Here is a 13,756-nt window from a genome sequence, read left to right on the forward strand (position 1 = left end):
CCGTGCAGCAACCGGCAAATAAGCGAAGAGATCGGCGCGCGAAAACGGCTTCGCGCGCTAGGGATGTCTTCGTTTTGTGTGGAGCGACGTAATGTCAGGCCGATCTGGCGGCGTCATGCCTCTGCGCGCGGCCATCCCGATGGCGCAGCAAATCAGTTTAGCCATCCATGAATAACGCAGGCTGCTTTAAATTGCATTAACAACTGTGGCGGCGCAAATGCAAACGGCCCCGGCGCAAGGCCGGGGCCGCTTTCTCGATTCATCCGATCACGCGTCGCGCGTGACGTCGAGCGTCAGACATTTGGCCGCGCCGCCCGCCTTGAGAAACTCGGTGAGCGGGGTGACGACGGCGATGAAGCCCGCCGCCGACAGATGCGCGCGCAACGCCGCGGAGGCTTCATTCATGAACACGCGGCCCTCCACTTCGACGGCGTTGCAGGCGAAGGCCAGGGCGTCGGCCTCGCCAACCTCGATGCGCCGCCCGGGCGGAACCAGCGCGCGAATCGTCGCAAGCGACTCTTCGTCGAAGGCGGCCCGATAGTACATGACCCATCCGCCCGGAAGCGGGCAGAAGCAGGTGTCGAGGTGGTAGAAGCGCGGATCGACGAGCTTCAGGCCGATCGTTTCCCAGCCGAAGACAGACGCGAGCAGCGCCGGCGCCTGCCGGCTCGAGCGCCAGCCATGACCGCACCAGATGAGCCGGCGGGCGCGATCGGGCAGGGCGTCGCCGGCGCCTTCGAATGGCACGTCTTCCGGCCAGGGCGCGATCGCAAAGCCCTGGCGCTCGAACCAGAGCCGGAACAGCGGCTCCTCCGCGCGCCTCTCGCGGGCCTGAAACCGCGAGACGACGACGCTGCCGTCGAGCGCGAGGCCGGCGTTGGCGGTGAAGACCATGTCCGGCAGGCCGGCTTCCGGCGTCACCAGGGAGACGTCCGCGCAGGCGGAGAGATGACCGCGCAGATTGTCCCATTGCTCGCGCGCGCGCGTGGTTTCCGTGCGGCCGATCTGGTTCTCCATCCACGGGTTGATGATGTAATCGACGCCGAAGTGATGGGGCGCGCACATCAGGATCGACGCGCCGGTACTCTGCAGGGGCGTGGCATGGGTGGGCGTGTCGAAGCGCACGGTCATCGTTTTTGTGTTCCTTTCGCGTTTGTCGTCAGTCGACGGCGAGCATTTCGCCGCGGCGGTCGGCGCGTTCCTCCATCGCCTCGAAGGGACGCAGGAGAGAGAAGAGATCCTTCGGGTTGTCCGGCGCGGCGACCAGCTCGATCTCTTCGCCAACGCCGGTTTCAATCGAGAGATCGCGCAACAGCCGCAGCACCGAGAAATCCTCGACCGCGAAGCCGACGCTGTCGAAGACGGTGATGGACGACGCCGAGCTGCGCCCCTTGCGTCGTCCCACGATGACGTCATGCAGCTCGGTGACGGGATGGTTCGCCGGAAGCTGCTGGATGTCGCCTTCGATACGCGTCTGAGGGGCGTATTCGACGAAGATCTCCGAGGCGAGCAGCAGATCTCGCGACAGCTCCGTCTTGCCGGGACAATCGCCGCCGACGCCGTTGACGTGCATGCCCGGCGCCGTCATGTCGCGGGTGAGGATGGTGGCGCGCGTCTTGTCGGCGGTGATGGTCGTCACGATGTCCGCCCCGGAGGCCGCCTCGCGCGCGTCCGCGCAGCGCGTGAGGACGAGGCCGGAGCCGGCCATGTTGCGCTCGAACTTCGCGGTCGCCGCGGGATCCACGTCGAAGACGCGCAGGCGATCGACGCCGAGAACCGCGTGAAAGGCGCTGGCCTGAAACTCCGACTGCGCGCCCAGCCCGATCAGCGCCAGGGTCCGGCTCTCGGGGCGCGCCAGATGCTGCGCGGCGAGCGCGGATGTCGCCGCCGTGCGAAAGGCGGTCGCGAGCGTCATGTCGGCGAGAAGAACGGGATAGCCCGTCGTCACATCGGAGAGCGCTCCGAAAGCGACGACCGTCTGCAGGCCGAGCCGCGTATTGCCGGGATGGCCGTTGACGTATTTGAAGGCGAAGGTGCGGCGGTCGCCGGCCGGCATCAGCTCGATCACGCCGCCGGGAGAATGGCTCGCAAAGCGCGGCGATTTCTCGAAGGCGCCCCAGGCGGCGAAGTCCTCGCGCAGATAATCGACAAGACGCAGCCAGAACCGTCGGGCTCCAACCCTACCTGCGATTCGGGCGACGTTATCCGCGCTCAGAAAGGTGACCATTTCCCGCTCCCCGGCTTGTTTGTCTCACCGAAAGCTAGGGTCGCGCGCCGCTGATCGAAATGGCGAAACTGCGCGAGATTCGATAGAAGTTTGTACAAACTGCTCCATCTCACTGGCGAAGCGGCAAAGGGCGGCGCCATGGACGACCTCGACCATCAGTTGATCGCGGCCCTGCGGCAGAACGCCCGCGCGTCGCTCTCCGAATTGTCGAAGCGGCTGGGCGTCTCGCGCGGCACGGTGCAAAATCGGCTGACGCGGCTCATCGAGTCGCAGACGATCCTGGGCTTCACGGTGCGGCTGAAGAGCGGCGCCGAGCGGAACCGCATTCGCGCCATCATGATGATCGAGGTCTCGGGCAAGAACACGCGCCGGGTCGTTCACGCGCTGCGCGGCCTGCCGCAAATCCACGCCCTGCACAGCACCAATGGCGCGTTCGATCTTGTCGCCGAAATCGAGGTGGCGGACCTTGCCGAGTTCGACGACGTGCTCTCGAGAGTGCGGCAGATCGAGGGAATCGAGCGCAGCGAGACAAGCCTTCTGCTCGCGCCGGCCTGAGCCGCACGCGCGCGCCGCCGCGCTTGATAACGTAATCGCGCGATCCAGTTGCAATTCGTCGTCTTGGCTCCCTGCAACTGGAGCGTCGTCATGCGTAAATTTCTTGTCGTCGTCTCGGCGGTTCTGTCCCTCGCCGCGTTGCCCGCGCTGGCGCAAGGCACAGCCAAGCAGAGAACCGCTTGCGAGCGCGACTCGCACAAATACTGCGCCTCGGCCGAGCCCGACGCTATCGCCGTCGAGAAATGCCTCAAGGAGCATGTGACGGCGCTGTCGAAGGCGTGTCAGCGCCAGTTCGGCAAGGGGCGCCGCTGAGCCTTTGGCGTCGGCGCGCGGCGGATCGCGTTCTCAGGAACACAACGGCCGCCAGGCCGTTACGGGCAATCACTCGACGAGGGGCCTCCCTTGGCGAGCGGTCATTCGACAGGAGGAGAAGATGCGTGCTTACATCCTCGCGTTGGGCGTTGCGTGCTTGTTCGCAATGCCGTCCGTCGCCGCTCCGGCGCCCGACGACGCGCTGATCCTGCAGATCAATCATCGCTTCGATCGGGACTATGGCCGGGGCCGCTGGGGGTATGGCCCGGATTGCCGTGAACTGCGTCGCGCCTGCTTGTTCAAGGAGGAGCTCGGCGAAACGGGTCGTGGCAATTGCCAGCGTTATCGTTCGCTCTGCCGGTAGACGACAGGCCGCGCGGGCGCGTTCAAGCCCGCATTAACACGATGATCGGGAGCGAGGCTGACAGCAACAGGCCGGAAACACTCCGTAGCAGGCCAGGCTTGCCAGCCCTTCCCGAGTTCCCAGTTCTCTTTGATCCGGCTGCGCCGGATTTGTCTTCGGGAGATCGAGATGCGGAAACACATCCTTGCGGCGGCGCTCCTTGCGCCTGTCGTCGCCTTTGCGCCGGCCTCCGCCATGGCGCATCACTGCAAGAGCTATCACAAGCATCATGCCAGCAAGGCGGAAAAGGGCGCCTTTGGCAGCGGCAAGTCGATGCAGAAAGACAATATGGGAACCTCGGGGAGCCAGGGGTCCCAGGATCTCAACAAGAACCAGGACAAGGGCACGAGCCGCGGCTCGAGCGGCACGACCTATTGACGCCTGCGACGGGAGCGGCCGCGCTGCTGCGGCCGTTCCCGTAACCTCTTCAGTCCAGAACTTTCCCGCCCGCGTCCGTGCAGGCCTGCGCGGAGTCCTTGTAGACCCAGCCCTGTCCCTTGCAGGCGTTCTTGCCCTTGCAGGCGTTTTTCGGCGTATGGCAGTCGCTCTTGCCCTGGCAGCCATTGGCGCCGAGGCAATGGACGCGTCCCGTCGCGGACTCGGCCTTCGCCGCCGGGGCCATCCCCGCCAGCGCGATGGAGACGGCCGCGATGGCGAGCGTCGCGCCGTTGATGGTTTCCTTCTTCATTCGTTTCCTTCCCCGCGCCAGACTGGCGCAGGGGCATTCTTGCATCACGCCGCAGCCTTCGCCAACGGTCGCGCAAGCTTTTGGAAAGGAATCGGCGCGGCATTTTGGCTGGTCCCGATTCGGACTGTCTTTGTGCGCGCGACGTCCCCCGCATCCCATGCCGGGACAGCGCGCCGTCGGCGCGGTGAACGCTTCGGTAACCGTGCGGGCGCCCGCTCAGTGGACGGTGAATTCCCCATCCACCAGCCGCATCTCGGCAGGCTTGATGAGATGCGCATGCGCGACGGTCACATGATGGAGCGGCCCGTCCAGGCTGCGGCTCCAGAACTCCAGGAACTTGCGCAGTTGCGGAAAATGCGGGTGCAGATCGTAATCCTGCCAGATGTAGGACTGGATGATTCCCGGATGGTCGGGCAGACGATAGAAAATATTGGCCGTCGTCAGCCCGTAGCCCTGCATCTGCAGATGAAAATCTCCCGACGCCATGTGTGCTCTCCTTTCCGTCGCAACGTCCTCTAAAATTTAGCGGCGGCATGTCGGAGAATGCAAGAGTCGGGCCTGAAAAGCGCTTTAAAAACAATCTGCTGGCAGCATGGGTGCACGAGTGCTGATTTTGCGCGTGTCCCTCGGGCGTCGCCAGTTAAGAAAATCCTAAAGGGAGAGGCTCATGAAGGTTCGCTTAGTGACGATCGAGCGAGCGATGGATTTTCTAAACCATGATGGACGATCCCTGTCCGCCAGACGGGCTCCGCCATCTTTTGGTCAAGCCGCCTTCGGAGCCTGACCGACATGATTCTCGGCCTCGTTTTTCTGCTGCTGCTCTTGTGGCCTGCGCCGCTCTTTGCAGGCGCCTTGCCGCCCGCCCAGAAGGCGTCCGTCGCCCCGGTGGTGCGCGCGGTGACGCCGGGCGTGGTCAACATCGCGACGAAGCGCATCGAGTCGGTCGAGGCGCCGGCGCCGGTCGATCCGGTTCTGCAGGAATTTTTCGACATTCCGACCACGCGCTTGAAGCGCGAAACCACCTCCGCCGGCTCGGGCGTGATCGTCGACGCCGAGCGCGGCCTGATTCTCACGAATGAACATGTCGTGCGCGGCGCCTCGGTCATCGAGGTGACGACCAAGGACGACCGGCGCTTTCGCGCCCAGCTCGTGGGTCAGGACAAGGCCACCGACGTGGCCGTGCTGCGCATCAGGGCGGATAATCTTTCCGCCGTGCCGATCGGCGACAGCCGCGCCCTGGAGGTCGGGGATTTCGTCCTTGCGGTGGGCAATCCGTTCGGCCTTGGCCAGACGGTGACCTCGGGCATCGTCTCGGCCATGGGCCGCAGCGGCCTCGGCATCGAGGGCTATGAAGACTTCATCCAGACCGACGCCTCCATCAATCCGGGCAATTCCGGCGGCGCGCTGGTGACGCTTGACGGGCGCCTTGTCGGACTGAATACGGCCATCTTCTCGAAGTCGGGCGCGAGCCACGGCATCGGCTTCGCGATCCCGATCGACATGGCGCGGCGGATCATGGCGCAGCTTGTCGAGTCTGGAGAAGTGCGTCGCGGTCAGATCGGCGTTTCTGTGCGCCCGCCTGCGGGAAATCGGCCCGGGGCGGAAATCGTCTCGGTCGAACCCGCCTCGCCGGCGGCGGGCGCGGGCCTCGCGAAAGGCGACGTCATCACCGCCGTGGACGGTCGCCCGATCGCGACGCCGGCGCAGTTGCGCACGCTGCTCGGCGTCATGCGCGCGGGAGACGAGATCGACCTGCGTTTCCGGCGCGGCGACGCGGCGATGCAGGCGCGCCTGCGGATCGAAGCGGCGCGCCAGCGCGCCGCCGAGACCGGCCTGACCCGCATGCGGTGACGGCTATTTGAGCACGACAACCTTCGTCCCGACCTTCACGCGGGTGTAGAGGTCGATGACGTCGTTGTTGGTCATGCGGATGCATCCGGAGGAGACCGCCGCGCCGATCGTGTCCGGCTCGTTGGAGCCGTGAATGCGATAGTCGCTGGAGCCCAGATAAAGCGCGCGGGCGCCGAGCGGATTCTCGATCCCGCCCGCCATGTGACGGGGCAGATCCGGGCGGCGTTTCAGCATGGGCGCCGGCGGGCGCCAGTCGGGCCATTCCCGCTTGCGCGAGACGGTCTTCACGCCCGACCAGGTAAAGCCCTCGCGACCCACGCCGACGCCATATTCGATGGCCCGGCCGCCGCCGAGAACATAATAAAGTCGGCGCTCGCGGGTCGAGACGATCACCGTACCGGGCTTATATTCCGGGTGGCGCCAGACCACGAGCTGCTTGGGGATCGCCTGCTGACGAAAGAGCGTCAGGAAGTCGGCGAGCGGGCCGCTGTCGAGTGGGCCGCTGAGCGCCGCCGAAGGAAGCAGCGCCGCAACGGCGAGCGAGAGGGACAGGACGATCGTAGGCGCTTTGGTCATGTGGCGCATTCCCCTTCGAAAGCGTTCCAGGGGAACTGTCGAGAGCAATGCGGCGAGAGTCAGACCGACGCGGCGCAAAATTAAGGAAGCGTGAACCATGTCGAAGCACAGCGCCGGCGTGCTGTTGTATCGGTGGGGCGCCGACCGCCTCGAGGTGTTGCTGGTTCATCCGGGCGGCCCGTTCTGGGCGAGAAAGGACGAGGGCGCCTGGTCGATTCCAAAGGGCGAGGTCGGGCCGGGCGAGGCGGCCGAAGCCGCCGCCATGCGCGAATTTTCCGAGGAAACAGGCTTTTCGCTCTCGGGCCCGCTGACTCCGCTCGGGGTTTTCCGTCAGCCCAGCGGAAAGCGCGTCGAGGCGTTCGCGCTCGAAGGGGACGCCGATCCCGACGCGGTCAAAAGCAATCTTTGCGAGATTGAATGGCCCCCGCGATCGAAGCGCGCCATCGCTGTCCCGGAGGTCGATCGAGCCGGGTGGTTCACGATCCCGCAGGCTCTGACGAAAATCATCATCGGCCAGCGACCGATTCTGGAGGCGTTGACCGCCCGCCTCGCGAGCGCGCCGCCCGCCGGCTGAGGCGCCGCAAGCGCCCTATGGCTGCGCTGCCGCCCAATTCCGGGGCGGGCGTGGGGTCCAGCATTCCTGACCCCTGTGACATTCCGCCCCCGTGAAACGGTTGCGGTGAAAATAGGGAGACGCCGCCGGCTCGTAGCGGTTGGCCCAGGCGACGAAGCCCAGCCCGATTCCGATGAGCGCCAGCACGGCGTTCCGCAAAACCCGAGGCCGTGGCATGGCCGCCCTCCTCATGTTGCGCCTGCCCGACGGCATGTGGCGCGGACAGGCCGAAAAGCCCAGCGTGGCCGCCCCCTGTTTCAATAGTTGCGCTCAAGCCATTCGCGACTGACCTCCGCGACAGATCCAGAGGATGTGGCGGCGCGTTTCCTGATTGGCTGGCGACCCCGGGTTTACCGGCTTCGGCCCGGCCCCTTGCACGTCACCCGACGCTCTTTCGCTTTCGCGCCCGGTCTCTCCGTGCAAGAGACCCGCCTCCTGGCCGGGGGCCTGCGCATGGACGGCCATGTCGGCCCTGGAGTGTTGAAAATCGGCTTCGTTCGCAGCAAGGAGATCCGGGTTCTGGGCGCCTGCGTCAAAGATTCGGTGATGGCGGTCGCTTGCGGCGGCAGCCGGCTGAATTTCTCGGCCAATCTTCCCGGCTCCCTCCTCACGCTTCTTTTCGATCCCGAGGCGGCGCAACGCGTTGTTCCGGAGAGCGCGCTCGCCGCGCTGACGCAGCGGCTCGACGGGGAGGGGGGGTGCGCGACGCTGCTCCATTCCGTGACCCGCACCGGCAGTCTTCTGGAGAAGCAGGTGGGTCGTCTCCTGACGCTGGCGGAGCGAGGGGAGGACGTCGCGCCCGACGCCGCGGAGATCCTTGCGACCAGCGCCCGGCTGATTGAGGAGTTGGCGGCGACGCCGCCGCCGCCGCCGCCGGGGCCCACCTGCCGCCGGCGCGAACTCGCCCTCACCGTGGAGCGTCTGTTGTGGGAAGGCCCGGAAACCGCCGGTTTCCGGCGCTTCTCCCTCGATGACGCGGCGAAGCGGCTGAAATGCTCCCGCCGCAGCATTCAGCTCGCCTTGCAGGAAGAATTCGGCGTCGGCTTCGTCGCGCTCAAGCGCTCCATCCGCCTGCAGCAGGTGCACGCGATCCTCCGTCACGGCGCGAAGGGCGCGGCGGGCGTGGGACGCATCGCGAAGGCGCATGAATTCAACCATCTCGGCCGCTTCGCCGGGCATTATCGCGACATGTTCGGCATCCTGCCCTCCTTCGCCCTGGCGGAGGGGGCGGGCGTGGTCTGAGCGGCGCGGGCGCCTCAGGCCATGCTCGCGACCGGCCGAGACTCGCCGCGCCCAAAAACCCGTTTGCCGAGAAAAGCTAAACCTTCACTTTACGCAAAATGGCTAAGGACAGCGTTGAAATCATTGATTTATCCTTGTGTCTGGCAGGAATGAGATCCGAAAGCGGCCGCCCCGCGCGGGGGGCTGCAAACAAGGTAGACGCCGATGCTGGATAAAGCGCTGGAGGTCAAAGACCTCTCGCCGGACGCTCTGGACGATCACGACACGAGCGGTGACCGGCATACTGTGACGCGGCGCGAGCTCGCGCGCTCGCTTTTTGTCGCCTGTGACCGGTTGGCGCATCGTCAGGCCGCCACTCTGGTCGATCAGGTGCTGGAGGAAATCTCCGAGACCCTGATCAAGGGCGAGAACGTGACATTGTGCAATTTCGGCAAGTTTGTGATCGTGGAGAAAAAGGAGCGCAAGGGCCGCAATCCGCGCACGGGCGATTTTGCGCTCGTCAAGCCGCGCAAGGTCGTGAGCTTCCGCGCCTCCAAATATCTCAAGTCCATCGTCTCGAAGACGGATGCGGCGGGGTGCTGAGCGCGCCGCGCCAGCGCCGCCTCGCAGAAGCCCCCAACGCCGGCGCCAAAAAGCCGAGCTGCCCGGCGCATTTGCGGAACCAATACGGGCGGTCGTGCGTTTTTTTGACAAAAAGGGCGTTCAGGCGCCGGCGGGAGGGGCTGGGAGCCTTCGAGGGGGGTGAAATGGCTTTCATTCATATGATCCCAAGCCGTCACGACGTCGCCTGCCCGACGCGCAAACCGATGCGCGTTCATTTCGTTCCGGCGAGCGTGGTGGCGATCCTGACGTGTGTGGCGGTCCTTTTCGTTACAGGGCAGCCGGTTCTTGCGACCTGGGCGGCTTTGGCGCTCTTTGGCTGGCTGCTGATCATGGGCGCGGCAAAGGCCAATGACACGAGCGGTGAGCGGCGCTCGTAAAGCGCAGGCCGGACTGTCACAGGGGCCGTCCTGATCAGGCGCAGCGCCTCGGTTGAGCGAAGCGGTCATGTGGTCGCGGCTATGCCTATTCTGACCGCCGAGCGCCTAAGATGGGCGATGAATCGCCCGTATTGAGCCAAATCAAGGAATTGTCACGTAAAAAACGTTGCCCATGGGCGTCAGCGCGTTTACATTAGCGTTGCTTTCAAGCGCTCCTTTTGGAATAGGTGCTTATGCGGCTCGCTCCGCCCACATCCCGACACAGCCTTGGGTTGCGACTTGCCCCGGCCGACATTTTCTGGGCCGTTTTGGCGCCCTTTGTCGCCCTCGCCCTCCGGGAGCCCAGCCTCCTCGATCCGCAAGGCCTCCCCAACGCCATCCCCCAGACGTATCAATATGCGCTGCTGTCCATCGCCTGCGCGCTCGGGAGCTTTTTGTTTTTCCGCGTCAGCGAGAGCATCAGCCAGTTCTTCTCGGTCCGGGAAGCGCTCAACATCTGCGCCTCCGTGGCCTGCGCCGTGTTGCTGACGAGCTTTTTCGCCTTCACGCTGAACCGGCTCGAAGGCGTGCCGCGCTCCACGCCGTTGATTTACGGACTGGTGTTGGCCTCGGGGCTGGTCGCGATGCGCATTGGCGCGCGCCTGACCTCGCGCCACCAGACGCCGGCGCACGCCGCGTCGCACACAGCGGATTTCAGGCGGGTGCTGGTGATTGGCGTCGATCAGTTTTCTGCGGCCGCGATCCGATTGCTGGACTCCCAAAAGCCGCGGACGACGCTTGTGGTCGCGGCCCTCGACGCCCGCCGCTCGACCATCGGCCGCAAGATCAGCGGCGTGAAGATCGTTGGGCATGTGCGCGATCTCAATGAGATCATCCAGGAATATCTGGTCCACGGCGTGGCCATTGACGAAATCTGGCTCTCGGATTCAGCGCCGGTTCCGAACGAGCTTGTCGACTGGGCGAAGGGCCAGTGCATCAATCGCGAACTGCCCTTCCAGAAAATCTCTGAAGCGTTCAATCTCACGCACCCGCAGGCCCCGCCGGTTACGACAGCGTCCGTGGCTGCCGATGAGGTTGGCGGGTATTTCCGCGTGAAACGCGTGATCGACGTCGCCGGCGCGGCGGTTCTGCTGACGGCGCTCTTGCCGGTGACGCTCGCGGTTGCGGGGCTTACTTTCCTCGATGTTGGCGCGCCGGCCTTGTTTTGGCAGCAACGCATCGGCCGGCATGGGCGCAAATTCCTGCTCTATAAATTCCGCACCTATCACGCCCCTTACGACAAAGACGGCAATCCCATCCCGGAGGCTCTGAGACTGTCGAAGATCGGTCGCGCCATTCGCGCCACGCGTCTCGATGAAATTCCGCAGCTTTACAATATTCTGATCGGCGACATGTCGCTGATCGGCCCCAGACCGCTGCTGCCGCATGATCAGCCGAAAGATCCGACCACGAGATTGCTGGTGCGCCCTGGCATCACCGGCTGGGCTCAGATCAATGGCGGGACGAGCATCGGACCGGAAGAAAAGGACGCGCTCGATATCTGGTATATCCGCCACGCCTCGCTGGCGCTGGATCTGCGCATCTGCATCTCGACTCTGCGCGTGGCGCTCATGGGCGAGACGGAAAATCACGCCGTTCTCGAAAGCGCGCTGCAGTGGCGGGAGAAAAGCTTCAGCTCGGGGACCGGAGAAGCTTCGCCTTAGTTTCGCGCCGTTCGTCTTCCCTCTCTTTTGCTGTTCCTTTCAGGGTCCGGCAGTTTCGCGCTTCGATCTGGGCGTCGGAATTGAAGCAGTGCCAGAGCCGGAAAAGGGTTTCATCCGCCAGTGCCAAATAAGCCCTCAGTAAATTCCTGGGAAAAGACGAGCGCGCGTGCGTCGTTGGAAGCGGACGTAGTTTTCATCGCGAGATAAAAGCTTCTCCTCAGCACTGATCCGCCAGATAAAAAATATCCAGCACAGGACGACAACAACGCAATTGCGCATGTTTGGTCCTGCCAACAGAATTCCGAGTTGAGCCACCATATAGCCCGCATACATGGGGTGTCGAATGATACGGTAGGGGCCGCCTGTCTTCAGCCCACGATTGGCTGCGATCACGCCAATACTTGTTCCCAGAGCGAGCTTTGCTGAAAGATGCAGGGAAATACCAAGCCCAAGGCAGATCGTCGCCGTGAGTGGCGCAATGGCGGAGTCCGTTGAAACTGGCCCGATGAGCAATGGCAAAAGCGTTCCAATTACGCCGGCAAGCCAGTCTCCGCGCTGTAAAGAGATTTCTTCGGTCGGGCGGCGAAAAATAAAGAAAGATAGAACGACCGATTGATCCATGAGGTACAGCAATTGCGTCAGTCGGCCTTCTATGATGAAAGCCCCGACCAATTGAATCGCAAAAACGGAGTAAGCCACAAGGAAAGCATATCGCTCCAACTGGTCCAGAGTCCTCGGGCTGAGACCGATACGCGCTCGCATCGAAGGCATCCTCTAAGTGTCGGTCCGAAGACTTCATGATTGATTACAAAGCCTTCTGAGCATGAGGCGAATGGAGGCGAGGTGCAAGAAAGCGAGCGCCTTTCGATTGAGATTTTCCCAGTCTTTGGCCAATCGGCGAGAGCGGCCCAGCCAGGATAAAGTTCGTTCAGCAACCCAACGCCTGGGCAAGACCTCGAAGCCTTTGGCCGCATCGGAACGCTTGACGATTTCTGTCACAAGGCCCGGCAATGCTTTCTTCTGCGCCTCGCGAAATTGGGGACCCTGGTAGCCGCCATCGGCGAAGAGTTTTTGAAGAAATGGAAATTTGCCGAACAACGTGCTCAAGACGAGGATGCCGCCATCGCGATCTTGAATGTCCGCGCTATGAACGACGGCGTGAAGAAGCAGGCCTAAAGTGTCGACAAGAATATGCCGCTTCTTGCCTTTGACCTTCTTGCCCGCGTCATAGCCATGGGGATCGATACGCTCCCCCTTTTTCAGCGCTTTTCACGCTCTGGCTGTCAATGACGGCGGCAGTCGGACTGGCCTCGAGCCATTCTGCTTCCCGGCACATAACATAAAGCACGTGGTGGATGCGTTCTAACAGGCTGTTGAAAAACTCCTCGCTCTGGCTACTCTGATGTGATTCCGTCCTCTTGAGGCAAGGGGAGCACGGAATGCGTGGCGGAGACGAGCGGTCTGGGGCGCTATTCAGCTATGTGGACATGGAGGCGCGCGTTCCGCAGTCGCATCCCTTGCGGGTCATCCGCGGCCTGGCGAACGAGGCGCTCGCCGCCCTGGCTGGGGAGTTTTCGGCGCTTTACGCCTCGACAGGCCGGCCCTCCATCCCGCCGGAGAAGCTGTTGCGCGCCATGCTGCTGCAAGCCTTCTACTCGATCCGCTCGGAGCGCCAACTCATGGAGCGGCTGGATTTCGACCTGCTGTTTCGCTGGTTCATGGGGCTCGGAATCGACGATAAGGTCTGGGATCACTCGACCTTCTCGAAGAACCGCGACCGGCTGCTCGATGGCGACGTCGCCGGGAAGTTTCTTACCGCCGTGCTGGCGCAGCCGCGCGTGAAGCGGCTTTTGAGCAACGACCATTTCTCGGTCGATGGCACGCTGATCGAAGCCTGGGCCTCAATGAAGAGCATCACGCCGAAAGGCAAGGCCGAAAGCCCGGAGAACAAGATGGACGATCCGCCTTTGAGCGGCGGCGGATCGCGCAATCGCGAAGTCGATTTTCATGGTGAAAAGCGTTCGAACGACACGCACGCCTCGACGAGCGATCCTGACGCGCGGCTTTATCGCAAGGGCGCTGGCAAGGAGGCGAAGCTGTGTTTCATCGGCCATGAAGCTGCTTGCTGCAGCGTGAGGCGAGAGGCCGAAGCGCGCAAAGCGCGTGTCCGAGCCCGATCAACCACGCCCACTCCTCCGAAAAAGCCACGCCGGAGCGGAATTGCGTCGAGTCCAGCCCCTTTTTCAACAGCCTGCTAAAGTCCCGTCATATGTCCAAAGATCGAAATAGCCATAAACCGTGCTTTTGGGCGTGAAGTCCTTTGGAATCGCACGCCACTGACAGCTTGTCGATAGGACATACATAAGGCCGTTCACCACCTCGCGTATATTCACCCTACGCTTGCCGCCGCCGCGCTTCGCAGGGGATCAGAGGCCCGACAAATCCCCACTCTGCGTCCGTCAGAACGTAAGCGTCCAACGCGTGGCGTCAGGGGCTTGCAAAGTTCCAAGGCATGAGTGCGTCGATGTCTTTGTTGGGCCAACCGGCGGCGATGCGCTCGAGCGTCTGTGTCAGCCATGCGTTGGGATCGACGTCTGTCAATGGCA

Annotated in this window: 18 protein-coding genes and 3 pseudogenes; 11 read left to right on the forward strand and 10 right to left on the reverse strand. The window is 63.5% G+C overall.

The window, feature by feature from the left end; all coding sequences use genetic code 11:
* Positions 1–267: 267 nt before the first annotated feature.
* Together ACR652_RS12400 and ACR652_RS12405 are read right to left on the reverse strand one after the other, a co-directional pair.
* The gene (locus ACR652_RS12400) at positions 268–1,131 is read right to left on the reverse strand and encodes a dimethylarginine dimethylaminohydrolase family protein (RefSeq protein WP_434506794.1); all 864 of its coding nucleotides are present in this window, start codon (positions 1,129–1,131) and stop codon (positions 268–270) included.
* Between the two features lie 28 nt (positions 1,132–1,159).
* A complete protein-coding gene (locus ACR652_RS12405) occupies positions 1,160–2,227 on the reverse strand; it encodes an ornithine cyclodeaminase (protein ID WP_434506795.1) in 1,068 nt (355 codons plus the stop codon).
* Positions 2,228–2,365: 138 nt separating this feature from the next.
* Here ACR652_RS12405 and ACR652_RS12410 point away from each other — a divergent pair, with 138 nt between their 5' ends.
* From ACR652_RS12410 to ACR652_RS12425, 4 genes are all read left to right on the forward strand, one after another.
* A complete protein-coding gene (locus tag ACR652_RS12410; RefSeq protein ID WP_434506814.1) occupies positions 2,366–2,782 on the forward strand; it encodes an Lrp/AsnC family transcriptional regulator in 417 nt (138 codons plus the stop codon).
* A gap of 90 nt (positions 2,783–2,872) precedes the next feature.
* The gene (locus tag ACR652_RS12415; RefSeq protein WP_434506796.1) at positions 2,873–3,094 is read left to right on the forward strand and encodes a hypothetical protein; all 222 of its coding nucleotides are present in this window, start codon (positions 2,873–2,875) and stop codon (positions 3,092–3,094) included.
* Between the two features lie 121 nt (positions 3,095–3,215).
* A complete protein-coding gene (locus ACR652_RS12420) occupies positions 3,216–3,458 on the forward strand; it encodes a hypothetical protein (protein ID WP_434506797.1) in 243 nt (80 codons plus the stop codon).
* A 168-nt stretch (positions 3,459–3,626) separates the two neighbouring features.
* Positions 3,627–3,875 (forward strand): hypothetical protein, encoded by a 249-nt coding sequence (locus ACR652_RS12425; protein WP_434506798.1) that lies wholly within the window; start codon positions 3,627–3,629, stop codon positions 3,873–3,875.
* 49 nt (positions 3,876–3,924) lie between these two features.
* Here the strand turns inward: ACR652_RS12425 and bufA2 are convergent, their stop codons facing one another.
* Positions 3,925–4,185: a BufA2 family periplasmic bufferin-type metallophore gene (bufA2, locus tag ACR652_RS12430; RefSeq protein WP_434506799.1), complete on the reverse strand. Its 261-nt coding sequence runs from the start codon at positions 4,183–4,185 to the stop codon at positions 3,925–3,927.
* A gap of 216 nt (positions 4,186–4,401) precedes the next feature.
* Positions 4,402–4,671, reverse strand: coding sequence for an usg protein (locus ACR652_RS12435; RefSeq protein WP_434506800.1), 270 nt, complete (start codon positions 4,669–4,671; stop codon positions 4,402–4,404).
* 303 nt (positions 4,672–4,974) lie between these two features.
* On the opposite strand from ACR652_RS12435, the gene ACR652_RS12440 reads away from it, so the two are divergent.
* Positions 4,975–6,036, forward strand: coding sequence for a trypsin-like peptidase domain-containing protein (locus tag ACR652_RS12440; RefSeq protein WP_434506801.1), 1,062 nt, complete (start codon positions 4,975–4,977; stop codon positions 6,034–6,036).
* Between the two features lie 3 nt (positions 6,037–6,039).
* Here ACR652_RS12440 and ACR652_RS12445 read toward each other — a convergent pair whose 3' ends face one another.
* A complete protein-coding gene (locus tag ACR652_RS12445; RefSeq protein WP_434506802.1) occupies positions 6,040–6,621 on the reverse strand; it encodes a L,D-transpeptidase in 582 nt (193 codons plus the stop codon).
* 88 nt (positions 6,622–6,709) lie between these two features.
* On the opposite strand from ACR652_RS12445, the gene ACR652_RS12450 reads away from it, so the two are divergent.
* The gene (locus ACR652_RS12450; protein ID WP_434506803.1) at positions 6,710–7,186 is read left to right on the forward strand and encodes an NUDIX domain-containing protein; all 477 of its coding nucleotides are present in this window, start codon (positions 6,710–6,712) and stop codon (positions 7,184–7,186) included.
* 15 nt (positions 7,187–7,201) lie between these two features.
* Here the strand turns inward: ACR652_RS12450 and ACR652_RS12455 are convergent, their stop codons facing one another.
* Positions 7,202–7,402: a hypothetical protein gene (locus ACR652_RS12455; protein ID WP_434506804.1), complete on the reverse strand. Its 201-nt coding sequence runs from the start codon at positions 7,400–7,402 to the stop codon at positions 7,202–7,204.
* A 240-nt stretch (positions 7,403–7,642) separates the two neighbouring features.
* Here ACR652_RS12455 and ACR652_RS12460 point away from each other — a divergent pair, with 240 nt between their 5' ends.
* From ACR652_RS12460 to ACR652_RS12475, 4 genes are all read left to right on the forward strand, one after another.
* Positions 7,643–8,467 carry a helix-turn-helix domain-containing protein gene (locus ACR652_RS12460; RefSeq protein ID WP_434506805.1) on the forward strand — a complete coding sequence of 275 codons (825 nt, stop codon included), beginning with the start codon at positions 7,643–7,645 and terminating at the stop codon, positions 8,465–8,467.
* A gap of 204 nt (positions 8,468–8,671) precedes the next feature.
* Positions 8,672–9,049, forward strand: a complete 378-nt coding sequence (locus tag ACR652_RS12465) for an HU family DNA-binding protein (protein ID WP_434506806.1) — start codon at positions 8,672–8,674, stop codon at positions 9,047–9,049.
* Between the two features lie 164 nt (positions 9,050–9,213).
* Positions 9,214–9,447 carry a hypothetical protein gene (locus ACR652_RS12470; protein WP_434506807.1) on the forward strand — a complete coding sequence of 78 codons (234 nt, stop codon included), beginning with the start codon at positions 9,214–9,216 and terminating at the stop codon, positions 9,445–9,447.
* A 233-nt stretch (positions 9,448–9,680) separates the two neighbouring features.
* Positions 9,681–11,150, forward strand: a complete 1,470-nt coding sequence (locus tag ACR652_RS12475; RefSeq protein ID WP_434506808.1) for a sugar transferase — start codon at positions 9,681–9,683, stop codon at positions 11,148–11,150.
* A 135-nt stretch (positions 11,151–11,285) separates the two neighbouring features.
* Here ACR652_RS12475 and ACR652_RS12480 read toward each other — a convergent pair whose 3' ends face one another.
* Positions 11,286–11,912, reverse strand: coding sequence for a methyltransferase family protein (locus ACR652_RS12480; protein ID WP_434506809.1), 627 nt, complete (start codon positions 11,910–11,912; stop codon positions 11,286–11,288).
* Positions 11,913–11,945: 33 nt separating this feature from the next.
* Positions 11,946–12,516: pseudogene (locus ACR652_RS12485) on the reverse strand (IS5 family transposase); the annotation flags it as partial.
* Positions 12,517–12,589: 73 nt separating this feature from the next.
* On the opposite strand from ACR652_RS12485, the pseudogene ACR652_RS12490 reads away from it, so the two are divergent.
* Positions 12,590–13,264 (forward strand): annotated as a pseudogene (locus ACR652_RS12490) (IS5 family transposase); the annotation flags it as partial.
* A gap of 141 nt (positions 13,265–13,405) precedes the next feature.
* On the opposite strand, the pseudogene ACR652_RS12495 reads toward ACR652_RS12490, so the two are convergent.
* Positions 13,406–13,628: pseudogene (locus ACR652_RS12495) on the reverse strand (transposase); the annotation flags it as partial.
* 9 nt (positions 13,629–13,637) lie between these two features.
* Positions 13,638–13,756, reverse strand: a 119-nt coding sequence (locus ACR652_RS12500) for a transposase domain-containing protein (protein ID WP_434506815.1), incomplete at its 5' end; no start/stop codon positions are given.

This window comes from Methylocystis sp. (assembly GCF_051061225.1).
Lineage (GTDB): Bacteria > Pseudomonadota > Alphaproteobacteria > Rhizobiales > Beijerinckiaceae > Methylocystis.

Coding starts and splice junctions, on each gene's coding strand:
- ACR652_RS12400 (WP_434506794.1), bottom strand. CDS start 1,131: ATGACCGTGCGCTTCGACACGCCCACCCATGCCACGCCCCTGCAGAGT.
- ACR652_RS12405 (WP_434506795.1), bottom strand. CDS start 2,227: ATGGTCACCTTTCTGAGCGCGGATAACGTCGCCCGAATCGCAGGTAGG.
- ACR652_RS12410 (WP_434506814.1), top strand. CDS start 2,366: ATGGACGACCTCGACCATCAGTTGATCGCGGCCCTGCGGCAGAACGCC.
- ACR652_RS12415 (WP_434506796.1), top strand. CDS start 2,873: ATGCGTAAATTTCTTGTCGTCGTCTCGGCGGTTCTGTCCCTCGCCGCG.
- ACR652_RS12420 (WP_434506797.1), top strand. CDS start 3,216: ATGCGTGCTTACATCCTCGCGTTGGGCGTTGCGTGCTTGTTCGCAATG.
- ACR652_RS12425 (WP_434506798.1), top strand. CDS start 3,627: ATGCGGAAACACATCCTTGCGGCGGCGCTCCTTGCGCCTGTCGTCGCC.
- bufA2 (WP_434506799.1), bottom strand. CDS start 4,185: ATGAAGAAGGAAACCATCAACGGCGCGACGCTCGCCATCGCGGCCGTC.
- ACR652_RS12435 (WP_434506800.1), bottom strand. CDS start 4,671: ATGGCGTCGGGAGATTTTCATCTGCAGATGCAGGGCTACGGGCTGACG.
- ACR652_RS12440 (WP_434506801.1), top strand. CDS start 4,975: ATGATTCTCGGCCTCGTTTTTCTGCTGCTGCTCTTGTGGCCTGCGCCG.
- ACR652_RS12445 (WP_434506802.1), bottom strand. CDS start 6,621: ATGCGCCACATGACCAAAGCGCCTACGATCGTCCTGTCCCTCTCGCTC.
- ACR652_RS12450 (WP_434506803.1), top strand. CDS start 6,710: ATGTCGAAGCACAGCGCCGGCGTGCTGTTGTATCGGTGGGGCGCCGAC.
- ACR652_RS12455 (WP_434506804.1), bottom strand. CDS start 7,402: ATGCCACGGCCTCGGGTTTTGCGGAACGCCGTGCTGGCGCTCATCGGA.
- ACR652_RS12465 (WP_434506806.1), top strand. CDS start 8,672: ATGCTGGATAAAGCGCTGGAGGTCAAAGACCTCTCGCCGGACGCTCTG.
- ACR652_RS12470 (WP_434506807.1), top strand. CDS start 9,214: ATGGCTTTCATTCATATGATCCCAAGCCGTCACGACGTCGCCTGCCCG.
- ACR652_RS12475 (WP_434506808.1), top strand. CDS start 9,681: ATGCGGCTCGCTCCGCCCACATCCCGACACAGCCTTGGGTTGCGACTT.
- ACR652_RS12480 (WP_434506809.1), bottom strand. CDS start 11,912: ATGCGAGCGCGTATCGGTCTCAGCCCGAGGACTCTGGACCAGTTGGAG.